10 protein-coding genes are annotated in these 14,819 nt (G+C 64.9%); 5 read left to right on the top strand and 5 right to left on the bottom strand.

All coding sequences use genetic code 11. The features are described 5' to 3' along the window. Positions 1 to 45: 45 nt before the first annotated feature. Positions 46 to 1,150 (bottom strand): peptide chain release factor 2 gene (prfB, locus tag HWE04_RS04900; protein ID WP_241811688.1). Its coding sequence is split into 2 segments (ribosomal slippage): positions 46 to 1,068 and positions 1,070 to 1,150, totalling 1,104 coding nucleotides; the frame shifts between segments, so codons are not numbered across the junction. A gap of 177 nt (positions 1,151 to 1,327) precedes the next feature. On the opposite strand from prfB, the gene HWE04_RS04895 reads away from it, so the two are divergent. Both HWE04_RS04895 and HWE04_RS04890 read left to right on the top strand, forming a co-directional pair. After that, a complete protein-coding gene (locus HWE04_RS04895) occupies positions 1,328 to 3,283 on the top strand; it encodes a PhoX family protein (RefSeq protein WP_241811687.1) in 1,956 nt (651 codons plus the stop codon). Between the two features lie 84 nt (positions 3,284 to 3,367). Then, positions 3,368 to 4,093 (top strand): hypothetical protein, encoded by a 726-nt coding sequence (locus HWE04_RS04890; protein WP_077236753.1) that lies wholly within the window; start codon positions 3,368 to 3,370, stop codon positions 4,091 to 4,093. On the opposite strand, the gene HWE04_RS04885 is transcribed toward HWE04_RS04890, so the two are convergent. The 4 genes from HWE04_RS04885 to HWE04_RS04870 all read right to left on the bottom strand — a co-directional run bounded on the left by HWE04_RS04885 (position 4,035) and on the right by HWE04_RS04870 (position 10,950). Further along, complete coding sequence (locus HWE04_RS04885; RefSeq protein ID WP_077236754.1) at positions 4,035 to 5,720, bottom strand: diguanylate cyclase domain-containing protein; 1,686 nt, start codon at positions 5,718 to 5,720, stop codon at positions 4,035 to 4,037. The genes HWE04_RS04890 and HWE04_RS04885 overlap by 59 nt on opposite strands. Positions 5,721 to 5,918: 198 nt before the next feature. Beyond that, complete coding sequence (recJ, locus tag HWE04_RS04880; RefSeq protein ID WP_241811686.1) at positions 5,919 to 7,613, bottom strand: single-stranded-DNA-specific exonuclease RecJ; 1,695 nt, start codon at positions 7,611 to 7,613, stop codon at positions 5,919 to 5,921. Next, positions 7,610 to 8,689: a hypothetical protein gene (locus HWE04_RS04875; protein WP_241811685.1), complete on the bottom strand. Its 1,080-nt coding sequence runs from the start codon at positions 8,687 to 8,689 to the stop codon at positions 7,610 to 7,612. Before HWE04_RS04875 ends, recJ begins: the two co-directional genes overlap by 4 nt. Before the next feature lie 92 nt (positions 8,690 to 8,781). After that, the gene (locus tag HWE04_RS04870) at positions 8,782 to 10,950 is read right to left on the bottom strand and encodes an ATP-dependent helicase (RefSeq protein WP_241811684.1); all 2,169 of its coding nucleotides are present in this window, start codon (positions 10,948 to 10,950) and stop codon (positions 8,782 to 8,784) included. A gap of 333 nt (positions 10,951 to 11,283) precedes the next feature. On the opposite strand from HWE04_RS04870, the gene HWE04_RS04865 reads away from it, so the two are divergent. The 3 genes from HWE04_RS04865 to argE all read left to right on the top strand — a co-directional run bounded on the left by HWE04_RS04865 (position 11,284) and on the right by argE (position 14,516). After that, positions 11,284 to 12,549, top strand: coding sequence for a lipoprotein-releasing ABC transporter permease subunit (locus HWE04_RS04865; RefSeq protein WP_102662073.1), 1,266 nt, complete (start codon positions 11,284 to 11,286; stop codon positions 12,547 to 12,549). Further along, positions 12,542 to 13,252, top strand: a complete 711-nt coding sequence (gene lolD / locus HWE04_RS04860; protein WP_006464016.1) for a lipoprotein-releasing ABC transporter ATP-binding protein LolD — start codon at positions 12,542 to 12,544, stop codon at positions 13,250 to 13,252. The genes HWE04_RS04865 and lolD overlap by 8 nt, the downstream gene beginning before the upstream one ends. Before the next feature lie 91 nt (positions 13,253 to 13,343). Then, positions 13,344 to 14,516, top strand: coding sequence for an acetylornithine deacetylase (gene argE / locus HWE04_RS04855; RefSeq protein WP_077236873.1), 1,173 nt, complete (start codon positions 13,344 to 13,346; stop codon positions 14,514 to 14,516). The last annotated feature ends 303 nt before the right edge of the window (positions 14,517 to 14,819 follow it).

The following is a 14,819-nucleotide window of genomic DNA, read 5'->3' as shown; positions in this document are numbered from 1 at the left end:
CTCAGTCAGCAACCGGCCGCGCAAGGACTGCGCGGCCGGCGTGGATCAGACGCCCTGTTTCAGCGAGGCTGCGATGAAGTCGTCGATGTCGCCATCGAGCACGGCCTTGGTGTTGCCGGTTTCGAAGTTGGTGCGCAGGTCCTTGATGCGGGACTGGTCCAGCACATAGGAACGGATCTGGTGGCCCCACCCGACGTCGGTCTTGGAGTCTTCCAGCTTCTGCTGCTCGCTCATGCGCTTGCGCAGTTCCAGTTCGAACAGCTTGGCGCGCAGCATGTCCCAGGCTTCGGCACGGTTGCGGTGCTGGCTGCGGTCGTTCTGGCATTGCACGACGATGCCCGACGGGGCGTGCGTCAGGCGCACGGCGGAGTCGGTCTTGTTGATGTGCTGACCACCGGCGCCGGAGGCGCGGTAGGTATCGACGCGCACGTCGGCCGGGTTGATCTCGATCTCGAAGGAATCATCCACCTCAGGGTAGACGAAGAGGCTGGAGAACGAGGTATGGCGGCCATTGGACGAGTCGAACGGCGACTTGCGCACCAGGCGGTGCACGCCGGTCTCGGTACGCAGGAAGCCATAGGCGTAGTCGCCCTCGACCTTGATGGTGGCGGTCTTGATGCCGGCCACTTCACCGTCGGACTGTTCCATGATCTCGGCCTTGAAGCCCTTGCGCTCGCAATAGCGCAGATACTGGCGCAGCAGCATGGAGGCCCAGTCCTGGGCTTCGGTACCGCCGGCGCCGGCCTGGATGTCGATGAAGCAGTTGTTGGCGTCCATGGGGCCGCTGAACATGCGGCGGAATTCCATCTCTTCCACCAGCTTCTTCAGGTTCTCGGCATCGGCCTCGATGGCGACGATGGTGTCCTCGTCCTTTTCCTCGCGCGCCATCTCGAAGAGGTCGCGGGCATCGTTCAACTCGCTGTCGATCTTGATGAGAGTGTGGACGATCGCTTCCAGCGATTTCTTTTCCTTGCCGAGGTCCTGGGCCCGCTTCTGGTCGTTCCAGACGTTGGGGTCTTCCAGTTCGGCGTTGACTTGCTCGAGTTTCTCCGACTTTACATCGAAGTCAAAGATACCTCCGTAGCTCGGTGGCGCGGGTGGCCAGGTCGTCGAGCAGGGATTGGAGGGAATTGAGGCGTTCTGCTTCCATGATGGGTTCTTTTGCGATCAAACCTCACATTATACAAGAGGAGCAAGCGAGTTTCATCCCCGTCACGCGCCTGTCATTTTCGCTCGCTACCATCGGCGCGCTTGTTTTACTGACAAAAACCTGACGGTGGCGCACGGCGCTGCCCGATACCTGCCAGCCCCTACCGGAGAATCTTCGATGAGACAGCCTGCCGCCACGTCCCTCCCTTCCACCGTCGACCAGCCGCAAGCCGGTCGCCGCAGCCTGTTGAAGGCCATGACAGCCGCGCCGCTGCTGCCGCTGGCCGGTGGCCTGTCGGCCTCGGCCCTGCTGGCGGCATGCGCCACGCCCGGTGCCGGCAAGCCCTTCGCCTCGGCGCGTTTTACCGGCATGCCGGCACCCACCCTGGACAATCCGGCCGCCATGGCCTCCACCACCGTTGGTTCGGCCCTGGAGGTAACGTTTGCCGATGGCAGCAAGCAAAGCTACAAGCTGGCCTATCAGCCCTTCTTCATGACCGGCGACATGGTGCCGGACGGCCGTGGTGGCAGCATCCTGGCCGGCGGTTATCTGGACATCAACAACCAGCCCATCATCGACCGCTCGCTGCCCGGCCGTGAACGCCAGTTCTTCTCGGACTGCCCGGACGGCTCGTCGCTGCTGACCGTGCCGGGCGCCAAGGTGCCCGGCGTGAAGGGCAATGCGGTGTTTGCCGTGGTGCAATTCGAATACACCACCCGCGACCAGAAGCAGGCTGCCATGTATGGCCAGTTGCCTTCGCCCATCGCCGTGCTCACGCTGGACCAGGACCCGTCCTCGGGCAAGCTGTCGCTGGTGCAATACCACAACGTCGACACCTCCCAGGTCAATGGCCTGTGGATCACCTGCGGCGCCAGCCTGTCGCCCTGGAATACGCACCTGTCGTCGGAAGAATATGAACCGGACGCATCGGCCATTGCCTCCAACCCGCAATTCAAGACCTTCAGCAAGAATCTGTACGGTGATGAAAACCGCGCCAATCCCTACCACTACGGCCATCTGCCGGAAGTGACGGTCAACCCCGACGGCACCGGTTCCATCAAGAAACACTACTGCCTGGGTCGCATCTCGCACGAACTGGTGCAGGTCATGCCGGACCAGCGCACCGTCCTGATGGGCGACGATGCCACCAACGGCGGTCTGTTCATGTTCATCGCCGATCGCGCCGCCGACCTGTCCTCCGGTACGCTCTATGTGGCGCGCTGGGAGCAGGTCTCGGGTGTCGGTCCGGGTGCCGGCAAGCTGTCCTGGGTACGCCTGGGCAGCGCCACCAGTGCCGAAGTCAAGGCCATGGCCGAGCGCTACAAGGCTTCCGACATCATGGATATCCGCACCACCGACCCGGCCGACGGCTCCTTCTCCAGGATTCCTTTCAACGGCAAGTTCAACTGGGTGCGCGTCAAGCCGGGCATGCAGAAGGCTGCCGCCTTCCTGGAAACCCACCGCTACGCCGCTCTGGCCGGTGGCAGCCTGGGCTTCACCAAGATGGAAGGCACCACCGTCAATGCCCGCGACAAGATCGCCTATTCGGCCATGTCCTATGTCCAGACCTCGATGCTCAACGGCTCCGGCCACATCAAGGTCGAAGGCCCCAAGGCCGGTGCCGTGTATGCGCTGAACCTGCGCGGCGGCCAGCGCGATGCCGGCGGCAATGTGATCGACAGCGAATGGGTGGCCATCGACATGGCCCCGCCGGCGGCGCTGGTGGGCGTGGACCTGAAGACCCCGGATGCCCTGGGCAACCTGGCCGATCAGGAACACATCGCCAATCCGGACAACATCAAGTTCTCCGAGAAGCTGCGCACGCTCTTCATCGGCGAAGACAGCGGCATGCACGTCAACAACTTCCTGTGGGCCTACAACGTCGATACCAAGGCGCTCACCCGCGTGTTGTCCTGCCCGGCAGGGGCCGAATCGACCGGCCTGCATGCGGTCGATGAAATCAATGGCTGGACCTATGTCATGAGCAACTTCCAGCACGCCGGTGACTGGGAGAAGGGCTTGCACGACAAGGTCAAGGACAAGCTCGATGCGCTGGTGCGGGCCAACTACAAGGACCGCTTCGGCGCCACTGTCGGTTACTTGACCGGTCTGCCGTACTCGGCCAGGAGCTGAGGCGGGGTCCGCCGTCGCGGCGGGCCGGCACGGAACGCAATCTGCTAGGATCGGTCCTACCAGCTCGTTTCGTCCTGCCCGCCGATGACAAGAACAACGCTGCTTCCCCTGTTGCTTCCCTGTGCCGCCTTGCTGGCGGCCTGCGCCAGCTCTCCCGCGCCGCACGGCCAGGTCAAGGGGGCCGAGGCCAGCTCGCGCGAGATGGGCCAGTCCGACAGCAATCGCGTGGCCACCCTGGCCATGCGCGCCAATCTGGATAGCCTGTATCTGCTGATGTCCAAGCTGTATCGGCGCAACCCGGCCGAATGGAAGAAGACGGCGACCACCCGGGAAGAGGCCGAAAAGAAGGTGCGTGACGCCATCGAACAGCGCCAGCCCTGGCCGGAACTGCAGGGCAAACGCGACATCGCTGCCATGACGCTGGCCTTGGCGCCGGACTTCAAGGGGGATAGGGTGGCGGCCTTCATCGATGCCACCGCTGACATGATCATCGTCGCCCATGGCAACAAGATCGAGTTCTTCCTGGTCGACGGGCTGGATGCCCAGCATCTCTACAACGCCGCCCGCAACGTCGAAATCGCCGCCTGGGTGCTGGCCAGCCGGCGCAACGCTAGCGGTGCGCCGTTGCTGCTCTCCGACGAAATCGGCGGGGAAGTGCGCAACCTCAGTTTCGAGCGGGAGTTCGGCAAGATCGTCGGGCGCCTGGACCTGATGGCCGAATTCAGCACTGAGCGTTACCGCCGGGCCGGCATCAGCTATGTGCAGAACCTGCTGGGCGGGTCGTTCCTGCAGTTCCTCCCGGTGCGCTGAGGTCCGTCTCCGGGCCGATCGCGCGCGCCGGCGCGATCACGTAGCAGCCGCGCCCATTGCCCTTGGCGGCATACATGGCCTTGTCGGCGGCCTGCAGCAGGCTGTCGGCGTCGCAACTGCCGTCGCAGACCGCGATCCCTACCGATACGCCGAGCCGGTACTCGCCCTGCGCCAGGTGCAGCGGTTCGGAGACTGCCTTGATGCACTTTTCGGCCAGCACCTGCGCGCCATGTTCATACGGCTCGCCGAGATCGGTGATCAGCAGCACGAATTCATCGCCCCCCACCCGCGCCAGCGTATCGCCGTGCCTTGCCACCTGGTGCAGGCGCCGGGTGACCTCCTGCAGCACCAGGTCGCCGGCCTTGTGGCCGAGGGTGTCGTTGATCGGTTTGAAGCCGTCCAGATCCAGGAACAGCAGGGCCACGCCGTTGCGTTCGCGGCAGGCATGGGTGAGCGCGGCTTCCATGCGCTCGGCCAGCATCATGCGGTTGGGCAAGCCAGTGAGTACATCGTGGTGGGCCTGATGCTGCAGTTCGGCCTGGTGCAGCTTGAGCCGCGAGAGCAGGCCGTTGAAGGCCATGGTCAGGTGGCCTACCTCATCGCGCCGTTCGACCGGCAGCGGCGACAGTGGCAGCTCGCCGCGCGTCATGCGATCGGCCAGGGCGGCGGCCCGTCGCAGCGGGCGGAAGAACCACAGGTAAGCCAGCACCAGCAGCAACACGACCATGACCCCCTGTATCACGCCACCGCGTGCAATCAGGGCGCGGGTGCGCTCTACCGTGGGCAAGGCTGCGGCCAGCGGCATGGTCACCGCCACCAGCCAGGGCGTGCCCGGCACCGAGGCAAAGGCCTTGATCTCGTTGACACCATTGGCCGCGATGCCCACGCCATTGCCCCGGTAGCCCGCCAGGGCCTGGTCCATCAATTCGTCCCGGCCGGCCGACGGCAGCTGAGTCAATACCAGGGCCTCGTCGCTGGAGGCGATGATCATCCTCTGCTGCGGCGACACCAGCAGGAAACTGCCGGTCGGTCCCAGCCGTGCCTGTTGCAGATGGTCCAGGAAGCCCGGTGCATTGAGTTCGCTGCTACCGCCCAGCACGCCCACGATGCGGCCGCTGGCGTCGCGCAGCGGCGTGAGAATGGCGATGATGGGTTTGCCGCTGGCAGGGCTGTTCAGGGGCGGACACAGAACGGTCGCACCCTGCAGCACGCGCTCGTAATCGGGGTAGTTGGTCAGGGATAGCGCGCGCCGGCCATCCAGGGTCGGGTAGTCGACCACGATGGTGCCATTGCCGTCGGCCACGAACAGGCCCTGTGCGAACAGCGGAAGCAGTTGCTGGTGATCCTGCAGCCAGCTGCGCATGGCGGCGCGGTCGCCCAACAGTGCGCTGGGAAAGTGGCTGGCCAGGCGTTCCAGATAGCTGGCACGTTCCTGCACGCGATAACCGATGTCCTGCGCCAGGTAGCTGGCAATGGTGCTTTGCTGGTCGGCGGCGACCTGGGCCTGCTCCTTTTCGAGGAAGCCGATCAGGATGTTGTAGCGCAAGACCGCACTCACCAGAATCAGCAAGAGTCCGAACAGGGTGAGACGGGTCACCAGGCTGCAGTGAATGCGCTTGATCATCATCGGGTTGGTCTTGTTGTTATTGTCTGGAGCGGTCTCTAGCCCTTCCGTTTGGCAGGCTGAAAGTCGCTCCAAGCCAACATTGTGCCACTGCAACGCCACAATGTTGGCTTTTTTTTGTTCCCTTCTTGATGTCCTGTTTCCCTGCTGCAATCCTTGCGGGGCAAGGCTTTGCGCCCATTGGGGCAGGGGGCGAGACGATCAGGCTGGCTCGGCGTGTTCGACCATCAGTTGCACGGTGGTCTTGCCGTTGTACTCGTTGGCATCCAGCCGGAACGCCACCTGGGCGTGGTCGGGCAAAGCGTCGGTGTGGCCGAACCAGATGGCGTCGTACTTGCGGCCGTTTTTCTCCAGTTGCAGCTTGAGGTGCTTCTCCTTGAGGATGCGCTGGTTGAGCACCCGGAAGTGATCGCAGAAGACCGGTGGCGCAAAGCCCTGGCCCCAGACCTGCTGGTCCATCAGGCTGATGAATTCCACCGAATAATAGGCATCCTCCAGCACCCCATCGGTTTCGATGACACGCTCCAGCTGGTTCTGCGTGAGCCAGTCGCGGCCCACGGCCTCGAAGGCGTCGGCGAAGGCGTCGAAGGCCTCGGCATGGAGGGTCAGGCCGGCCGCCATGGCGTGGCCGCCGAACTTGGTCATCACCGAAGGTGCGTGCTTGGACACCAGGTCCAGCGCGTCGCGCAGGTGGAAGCCTGCAATCGACCGGCCCGAGCCCTTGATGAAACCTTTGTCGCCGGGCGCGAAGGTGATGGTGGGACGATAGAACTTGTCCTTCAGGCGCGAGGCCACGATGCCGATCACGCCCTGGTGCCAGGACGCATCGAAAACAGCAATGGTGCGGCGGTCGGCCGGGTTGAAGTCGTCCAGCAGCAAGAGGGCGGTGTCCTGCATGCCGGCTTCGATGTCGCGCCGCTCGCGGTTGATGGCGTCCAGTTGCTGGGCGATCGCCCAGGCCCGGCCTTCGTCGTCGGTGGTCAGGCATTCGATGCCCAGTGCCATGTCGGCCAGGCGACCTGCCGCATTCAGGCGCGGCCCCACGGCAAAGCCTAGGTCGAAGGGGGTGGCGCGGCGGGCTTCGCGCCCGGCCGCACGAAACAGTGCGGCTATGCCCGGATGCATCTTGCCGCTGCGCATGCGCTTCAAGCCCTGGGCCACCAGGATGCGGTTGTTGGCGTCCAGCTTGACCACGTCGGCCACCGTGCCCAGGGCCACCAGGTCCAGCAGGGTGTCCAGGCGCGGCTGGGTCTGTGCATCGAAGAGCCCACGCTTGCGCATCTCGGCGCGCAGCGCCAGCAGCACGTAGAACATCACGCCCACGCCAGCCAGGTTTTTGCTGGGGAAGCCGCATTGCGGCTGGTTCGGATTGACGATCACGCGCGCGTCCGGCAGGGCATCGCCGGGCAGGTGGTGATCGGTCACCACCACGTCGATGCCGCGCCGCTTGGCTTCGGCCACGCCGTCGATGCTGGCGATGCCGTTGTCGACGGTGACGATGATGTCGGGGTTCTTTTCGCGCACCGTCAGTTCGACGATTTCGGGGGTGAGCCCGTAACCGTATTCGAAGCGATTGGGCACGATGTAGTCCACCTGCGCGCCCAGCAGGCGCAGCCCGCGCAGGCCGACCGCGCAAGCAGTGGCGCCGTCGCAGTCATAGTCGGCCACGATCACCAGCTTCTTGCCGGCGGCAATGGCGTCGGCCAGGTAGCTGGCGGCAGCGTCGATGTGGAGCAGGCCGGCGGGTGGGAACAGCGCATTGAGTTCGCTGGCCAGTTCGCGCGCGGTGGACAGGCCGCGTGCCGCATAGACCCGCGCCAGGACCGGGTGGACGCCTTCGGCGATGAGTTGGTCGGCCTGGCCGGGATGATAGGGGCGGGTGGCGACGCGGATCATGCGCAACGCTCCGCCAGCAGCGCCAGCGAGGGCTTGCGCCAGAAGCGCCGCAAGGCGCCACGGGTGACGGCAACCTCGACCAGGCGGTCAGACCCGGTCAGGACCAGGTTGACGGCCCCCAGCGTATCGGCCCGCAGCGCCACCAGCAGCGGCGCCAGCCATTCGCGGTCCAGGTGTTCCAGGTGCTGCAGCCACAGGCCCCATTCCTCGGCCAGGGCCGCTTCGACCAGGGCATCAAGTACCAGCAGGCGGTGTCCGTCCCCGCGCAGGATGTCGTTCACCTGGCTCGCATTGGTATGGGCATGCGCATTGGCATGGGCCTGGTCGGCCTGCGCGCCATCGCCGAAGGCGCGCATCCAGCCGCGCAGGCCGAAGCGGGCGCCATAGCTATGCTGCGCGCTGGCACCGGCATCGGCGCCGCCCCAGATCCAGATGGAGTTGATGGCTTTCTGGCCACGCATTTCGCGTTGCTCGTTGAGTGCCTCGGCGAACCACTGCATCTGCACTTCGTTCTGCAGCTTGCGCCAGGCCAGTTCACCCGGGCCTTCCGGCATCCAGATGTCGACATTGCGGCCGCTGGCGGCGCTCGGTGTAGAGGTGCGCAGGCCTGCCCAGGCGTCGGCACGGATGAACCAGGTGCGGGCGTCGCCATACACCAGTTCATGGCCGATCTCGGTAAACAGCGGCAGGGCGGCGGCGAACAGGCGTTGCGATTCTTCCTCTTCCAGCTGCAGCTGGCCGATGTCGGTCAGCACCAGGTGGTCGCGGGCCACGTGGATGTGCGCCGGGTGCAGTACGAACCAGTGACCGGCGGCCGGTGCGTGGCCCAGGCCCTGCATCAATGCGGCGGCCGCACCGGGGCTGGAATCCTGCGGGGGCGGCGGCAAGCCGAAGCGGCGGGCCAGCCAGTGTTCATGCGGCAGCGCCCGCGAAAACGGGTCGTGCGACTGCAGCGGTGTCGCCTTGCCACGGCCCAGCAGCATGGCCAGGGAGGGGGCCTTGCTCTGACGCAGCAGGTCGCGGGCCAGCTCGGCCGGGGGCAGGACGAAGGGAACGAGGATGTCGAGTTGATTCATGGGGCGCTATTTTAGCGGCTGGCGGGCCGCTTGGCCTGGGCGTCCCCTGCACAAAGCTTCACTTATCTGACTTAAGGCCCTTAAAAAACCGCTCAAGACTTGTTCCAGGCCTGTTTGGCGCGCTGACGCACCAGCATGCGCACGCTCTCGGGCATGGGTGTGCGGGCGCCATTGGTCTCGGCCGACAGCCACAGGCTGTCTTCGAAATGGGGCAGCATGCGCGGGGTGATGAAGCGGCTGCGGATGGCGTTCACGTGGCGGTCGCCCTGGGCCGTCTGCTGGGTGATGTAGAAGCGTTGCGGCACGATCAGGTGCAGATATTCCTTGGCCCGGGTCATGGCCACATAGAGCAGGCGGCGCTCTTCGGCGATCTCGGCCTCGCTGCCGGTGGCCAGGTCGGAGGGGATGCAGCCGTCCACCACGTTCAGCACATGCACCGAACGCCATTCCTGGCCCTTGGCGGAGTGGATGGTGGAGAGCGTCAGGTAATCCTCGTCGCGATAGGGCGGCGCCGAAAAGTCGCTGCTGGATTCGGGCGGGTCCAGTGTCAGCTCGGTGAGGAATTTCTCGCGCGAGGCATAGCCCCGGGCCAGCGCGGCCAGTTGCTCGATGTCGGCGGCGCGGGCGTCGGCGTCCTCGTAGCGTTGTTCCAGCTGCGGTAGATACCAGTCGCGGGCGGCGTTGATGTCGGTCGGCCAGGCCGCGCTGGCGCGCCGCATCAGGGCATAGGTATCGGCGAAGGCCTGCCACTGCAGGGCGATATTGGCCGGGGCGCCGAAGTTGAGCAGGGCATCGGCCGGGTCGGCGGCGCCGGCCATCAGGTCCAGCACCTTGCGGGCGGTGGCCGGGCCGACCCCGGGAATCAGTTGCAGGGCACGCAGGCCGGCCATGCGGCCGCTGGGGTTGTGCGCCAGCCGTAGCAGCGAGAGCAGGTCCTTGATGTGGGTGCTCTCCAGGAACTTGAGCCCGCCGAACTTCACGAAGGGGATGTTGCGGCGGACCAGTTCCAGCTCCAGCGCGGCGCTATGGGTGGCGGTGCGGAACAGCACTGCCTGGGACTTGAGCGTCAGCCCTTCTTCGCGATGCGCCAGGATGCGGTTGGCGACCCAGCGCGCCTGTTCGGCTTCATCGGGGATGACCACCAGCTGCGGTTTCTGCGAGGAGGGTTTGTCACTCCACAGGTTCTTGAAGTGACGCTCAGGGGCATCGGCGATGACCGCATTGGACGCCTGCAGGATAGGCTGGGTGGAGCGGTAGTTCTGTTCCAGCGTCAGCAGCCGCGCCGGCTGGGTGAACAGCGAGGGCAGGTCGAGGATGTTGCGCACCGTGGCGCCGCGGAAGGAATAGATCGATTGGGCGTCGTCGCCGACGGCGGTCACACCGGCGCCATCGGGCTTCATGCGCTGCAGGATCTCGGCCTGCAGGCGGTTGGTGTCCTGGTATTCATCGACCAGCACGTGGTCGAAGCGGGCGCTGACGGATTGCGCGATTTCCGGGTCGGACAGCATGTCGGCCCAGAACAGCAACAGATCGTCGTAATCCAGCACGTGCTGGGCTTCCTTGGCATCCACATAGCGGGCGAAGAGTTCGCCCAGTGGCCGCTCCCACTCGCGGCACCAGGGGAAATGGACCTGCAGCACCTGGGCCAGGTCCTGGCGGGTGTTGACGGCCCGCGAATAGATCGCCAGGCAGGTGGCCTTGAGCGGAAAGCGCTTGTCGGTGGAAGACAGATCCATCTCGTGGCGCAGCAGGCCCATCAGGTCTTCCGAGTCACCCCGATCCTGGATGGTGAAGTCGTCTTCCAGGCCGATCACGCTGGCGTAGTCGCGCAGCAGGCGCGCGCCGATGGCGTGGAAGGTGCCGGACCAGGGCAGTTGCGGCGGGGCATCGCCAGCGGCCAGGCCCAGTACCTGGCGGATCACCTGGCCCACGCGGCGGCCCATGTCGCCGGCCGCGCGGCGCGAAAAGGTCAGCAGCAGGATGCGTTGCGGATCGGCGCCCTCCAGCACCAGCCGCGCTACCCGGTGCGCCAGGGTATTGGTCTTGCCCGAACCGGCGCCGGCCACGATCAACAGCGGCGTCTGCTGCGATGGCGACAGGCCGCTGCCATGCTCGACGGCGGCGCGCTGTTCGGCGTTGAGGCGGGCGAAGGGATCGCGCTCCTGCGCAGCGTCGTCGGCAGCGGCGCTCGGGTGGGCGGTCTGGGAGTGGGTGGGCGCGGAGGCCGGCGCCGGCGCTTCTCGGGTGAGATCTGGCAGCATGGGTGAGGGGCAGTTCAGGTGGAGACCGTGCAGGGCGGCCTTTAAAGGGCGGGCACAGGTGGATACTGTATATATAACCAGTTCATGATGCAACAGCCGGCGTGCAATGGAGATGAAACAGTTTGCACAGCAAGCCGCGAACCTCTGCCGTAGAAGTGAATCTATAGCCTGCACGCGGGAACGTGCGCAAGTGAAGGACTGGGGCCAGGGATGGGCCGGCTGTCCATTCTGTGGCAAACTTCGCGCTTTGTCTTCGCCCGTGTTGGCGTGCGGCGGGTCCGGTTTCGACGGGATTTCGCCGGCACATTTTGCAGGCCCTCTCCCGGAGCAATTTTGAGTCTGATTAAAAACCTGCCGTTCGAATGGCTGGTCGGTATCCGCTACACGCGGGCCGGCAAGCGCAGCGGTCGCAACAGTTTCATTTCCTTTATTTCCCTCATTTCCATGGCCGGCATCGGCCTGGGCGTGGCCGCACTGATCGTGGTGCTGTCGGTGATGAACGGTTTCCAGAAGGAAGTCCGTGACCGCATGCTCTCGGTGCTGGCGCATATCGAGGTGTTCGACGCCTCCGGCTCCATGAAGGACTGGCAGAGCGTGGCCAAGCAGACCTTCCAGAACAAGGAAGTGCTGGGTGCGGCGCCCTATGTGTCCGGCCAGGCCATGATGACGCGCGACGACAACCTGCGCGGCGTGCTGGTGCGCGGCGTGCTGCCGGAAGAAGAGCCCAAGGTCTCGGACGTGGCACGCCAGATCAAGCAGGGCAGCTTCGATTCCCTGAAGCCGGGGGCATTCGACATTGTCCTCGGCAGCGAGCTGGCGCGCGGCATGCGCGTCGGGCTGGGCGACAAGATCACCGTGATCGTGCCGCAAGGGCAGGTGACCCCGGCCGGAGTGCTGCCGCGCCTGAAGCAGTTCACCGTGACCGGCATCTTCGAGGCTGGCCATTACGAGTTCGATTCCTCGCTGGCCTTCATCCACCTGCAGGACGCCGAGACCCTGTTCCGCATGGATGCGCCCACCGGGGTGCGCCTGCGCATCCGCGACATGTTGCAGGCGCCGGAGGTGACCCAGGAGCTGGCGCGCACCCTCAGCGGTGACCTCTACCTGCGCGACTGGTCGCAGCAGAACAGCAACTGGTTCGCCGCCGTCAAGACCGAGAAACGCATGATGTTCATCATCCTCACCCTGATCATCGCGGTGGCGGCCTTCAATCTGGTCTCCACGCTGGTGATGACGGTCACCGACAAGCAGGCCGACATCGCCATCCTGCGCACGCTGGGGGCGTCGCCCGGTTCCATCATGAAGATCTTCGTGATCCAGGGCGCGCTGGTGGGCCTGATCGGGACCGCTGCCGGCGTCGCCCTGGGGGTGGCGGTGGCACTGAACATCGATGTGCTGGTGCCGGCCATCGAGCACGCCTTCCACGTGCAGTTCCTGCCCAAGAGTATCTATGTGATTTCCGAATTGCCCTCCGACCTCATCTGGTCGGACGTCTATATCATCGGCGGCGTGGCCGTGGTACTGGCTTTCCTGGCCACGCTGTACCCGAGCTGGTCGGCAGCCCGCGTCAAACCGGCGGAGGCGCTGCGCTATGAATGATTCCATCCTGAACCGCCAGGCCGTGCTGTCCGCACGCGGCCTGGGCAAGACCTTCACCCAGGGCAAGTATTCGGTGAAGGTGCTGGGCAATGTGGATATCGATGTCTACCACGGTGAGCAGGTCGCCATCGTCGGCGCTTCCGGCTCCGGCAAGTCGACCCTGCTGCACCTGCTGGGCGGGCTCGATACCCCCAGCGCCGGTACCGTCAGCCTGCAGGGCAAGGACTTTGCCAGCCTGGGCGAGAGCGAGCGCGGCGCGCTGCGCAACCAGTCGCTGGGCTTTGTCTACCAGTTCCACCACCTGCTGCCGGAATTCTCGGCGCTGGACAACGTGGCCATGCCGCTGATGATCCGCCGCGTCAAGCGCGCCCAGGCGCAGGAGCAGGCCCGCGAGATGCTGGAGAAGGTGGGCCTGGCCCAGCGCGTGACCCACGTGCCGGGCGAGCTCTCGGGTGGCGAGCGTCAGCGCGTGGCGCTGGCGCGCGCGCTGGTCACGCGACCGGCCTGCGTGCTGGCCGATGAGCCGACCGGCAACCTGGACCGCAGCACGGCCGACCGCACCTTCGAACTGATGATCGAACTCTCGCGCACGCTGGGCACGGCCTTCGTCATCGTCACCCACGACGGCGAACTGGCCGGTCGCTGCGGGCGCGTGCTGCGCCTGTCGGAGTTGGGTCTGCGTGCGGTGACGCAGCAGGGCTGACGCAATCCGGGTAAGCTTGCAGTTTTCCGCCGCCGTCTCCATGAAAGACGGCGGTGTGCTTTTGAACAGATGGAACATGGAGTCAGTGAACATGAATACCCGCCAATGGCTAGAGACCCTGGTCGCCTTCGATACCACCAGCCGCAATTCCAACCTGGAACTGATCACGACTGTGCGTGACAGTCTGGAAAAGCAGGGCATCTCCTCCTGGCTGGCGCACAACAAGGAGCAGACCAAGGCCAACCTGTTCGCGACCCTGCCGGCCACGGCTGGTCCCAATGCCGGCAGCACCGAAGGCGGCATCGTGCTCTCCGGCCACACTGACGTGGTGCCGGTGGATGGTCAGAAATGGGATACCGATCCTTTCAAGATCACCGAGAAGGATGGCAGCCTGTTCGGTCGCGGCACCTGCGACATGAAGGGTTTCATCGCCACCTCGCTGGCCCTGGTGCCGGAATTCCTGGCCATGCCGCGTACCAAGCCGATCCACCTGGCCTTTTCCTATGACGAGGAAATCGGCTGCATCGGCGCGCCGGTGATGCTGGAAGAGATCGTCAAGCGCGGTATCAAGGTGGACGGCTGCGTGGTCGGTGAACCCACCAGCATGAACGTGGTGGTAGCGCACAAGGGCATCAACGTATTCGCCTGCAAGGTGCACGGCAAGTCGGCGCACTCCTCGCTCACGCCACAGGGCTGCAATGCCATCGAGCATGCGGCGCGCCTGATCTGCGCCATCCGCGACTTTGCCGATGGCTACAAGGCCAATGGCCCCTACGACCAGTTCTTCGACGTGCCTTTCAGCACCATGACCACCAACCAGATCCGTGGCGGCATTGCGGTCAACACCATCCCCGAGCTGTGCGAATTCACCTATGAATTCCGCAACCTGCCGGGCATGAGCGTGGCCGACATCCAGGCCCAGATCGACAAGTACGTCGCCGAGGTGCTGCTGCCGAAGATGCGCAGCGAATTCCCGGAGGCCCGCATCGAAATCGACAACTTCGCCGGCAGCCCGGCGCTGGAAGCGGTGGAGCAGGCGGCCATCACCGAACTGGTGCGCGCCCTCACGGGAGACCGCGAGACCCGCAAGGTGGCCTATGGCACCGAAGCCGGGCTGTTCCAGCAGATCGGCATCCCCACCATCGTCTGCGGTCCTGGCGACATCGGCAATGCCCACAAGCCCAACGAGTTCGTGACGCTGGCCCAGATGGAGCGCTGCGAGCAGTTCCTGCGCAAGCTGGGCAAGTCGCTGCAGCCGGCCTGATCCGGCCTTTCCGTCCATTGAGGCAGGGGAGGACGTGAAGGGCACAAAGGACAGAAAGGACGCGAATGATCGCGTCCTTTTTTACGTCCGCATTCAGACTTGTTTCACCCGTGTATCCGAAGAAGTGCGGGGTAATTCTTTACGATTGTTAATGGCTGCAAGCGTGGCTTAGACGGTAAACTGCCGTCTCTGGCTCCGGGGCGTCCCGGAGTTGCTGTAAAAATAATAATGCGCTTCGGGGGAAGCAAGCCGGACAGGCAAGGGTGCGATCCCCGTGGTGTGTGTCGTCATCCGGAAGCGTTC

Source organism: Herbaspirillum sp. C7C2, assembly GCF_022627865.1.
Lineage (GTDB): Bacteria > Pseudomonadota > Gammaproteobacteria > Burkholderiales > Burkholderiaceae_D > Herbaspirillum > Herbaspirillum frisingense.
This window is presented reverse-complemented; position numbering and strand designations above follow the sequence as displayed.

Bases quoted from the DNA above. Each gene is read 5' to 3' on its own strand.
- lolD (WP_006464016.1), top strand. From the start codon at position 12,542: ATGAATGATTCCATCCTGAACCGCCAGGCCGTGCTGTCCGCACGCGGC.
- HWE04_RS04875 (WP_241811685.1), bottom strand. From the start codon at position 8,689: ATGAATCAACTCGACATCCTCGTTCCCTTCGTCCTGCCCCCGGCCGAG.
- argE (WP_077236873.1), top strand. From the start codon at position 13,344: ATGAATACCCGCCAATGGCTAGAGACCCTGGTCGCCTTCGATACCACC.
- HWE04_RS04885 (WP_077236754.1), bottom strand. From the start codon at position 5,720: ATGATGATCAAGCGCATTCACTGCAGCCTGGTGACCCGTCTCACCCTG.
- HWE04_RS04895 (WP_241811687.1), top strand. From the start codon at position 1,328: ATGAGACAGCCTGCCGCCACGTCCCTCCCTTCCACCGTCGACCAGCCG.
- HWE04_RS04890 (WP_077236753.1), top strand. From the start codon at position 3,368: ATGACAAGAACAACGCTGCTTCCCCTGTTGCTTCCCTGTGCCGCCTTG.
- recJ (WP_241811686.1), bottom strand. From the start codon at position 7,613: ATGATCCGCGTCGCCACCCGCCCCTATCATCCCGGCCAGGCCGACCAA.
- HWE04_RS04870 (WP_241811684.1), bottom strand. From the start codon at position 10,950: ATGCTGCCAGATCTCACCCGAGAAGCGCCGGCGCCGGCCTCCGCGCCC.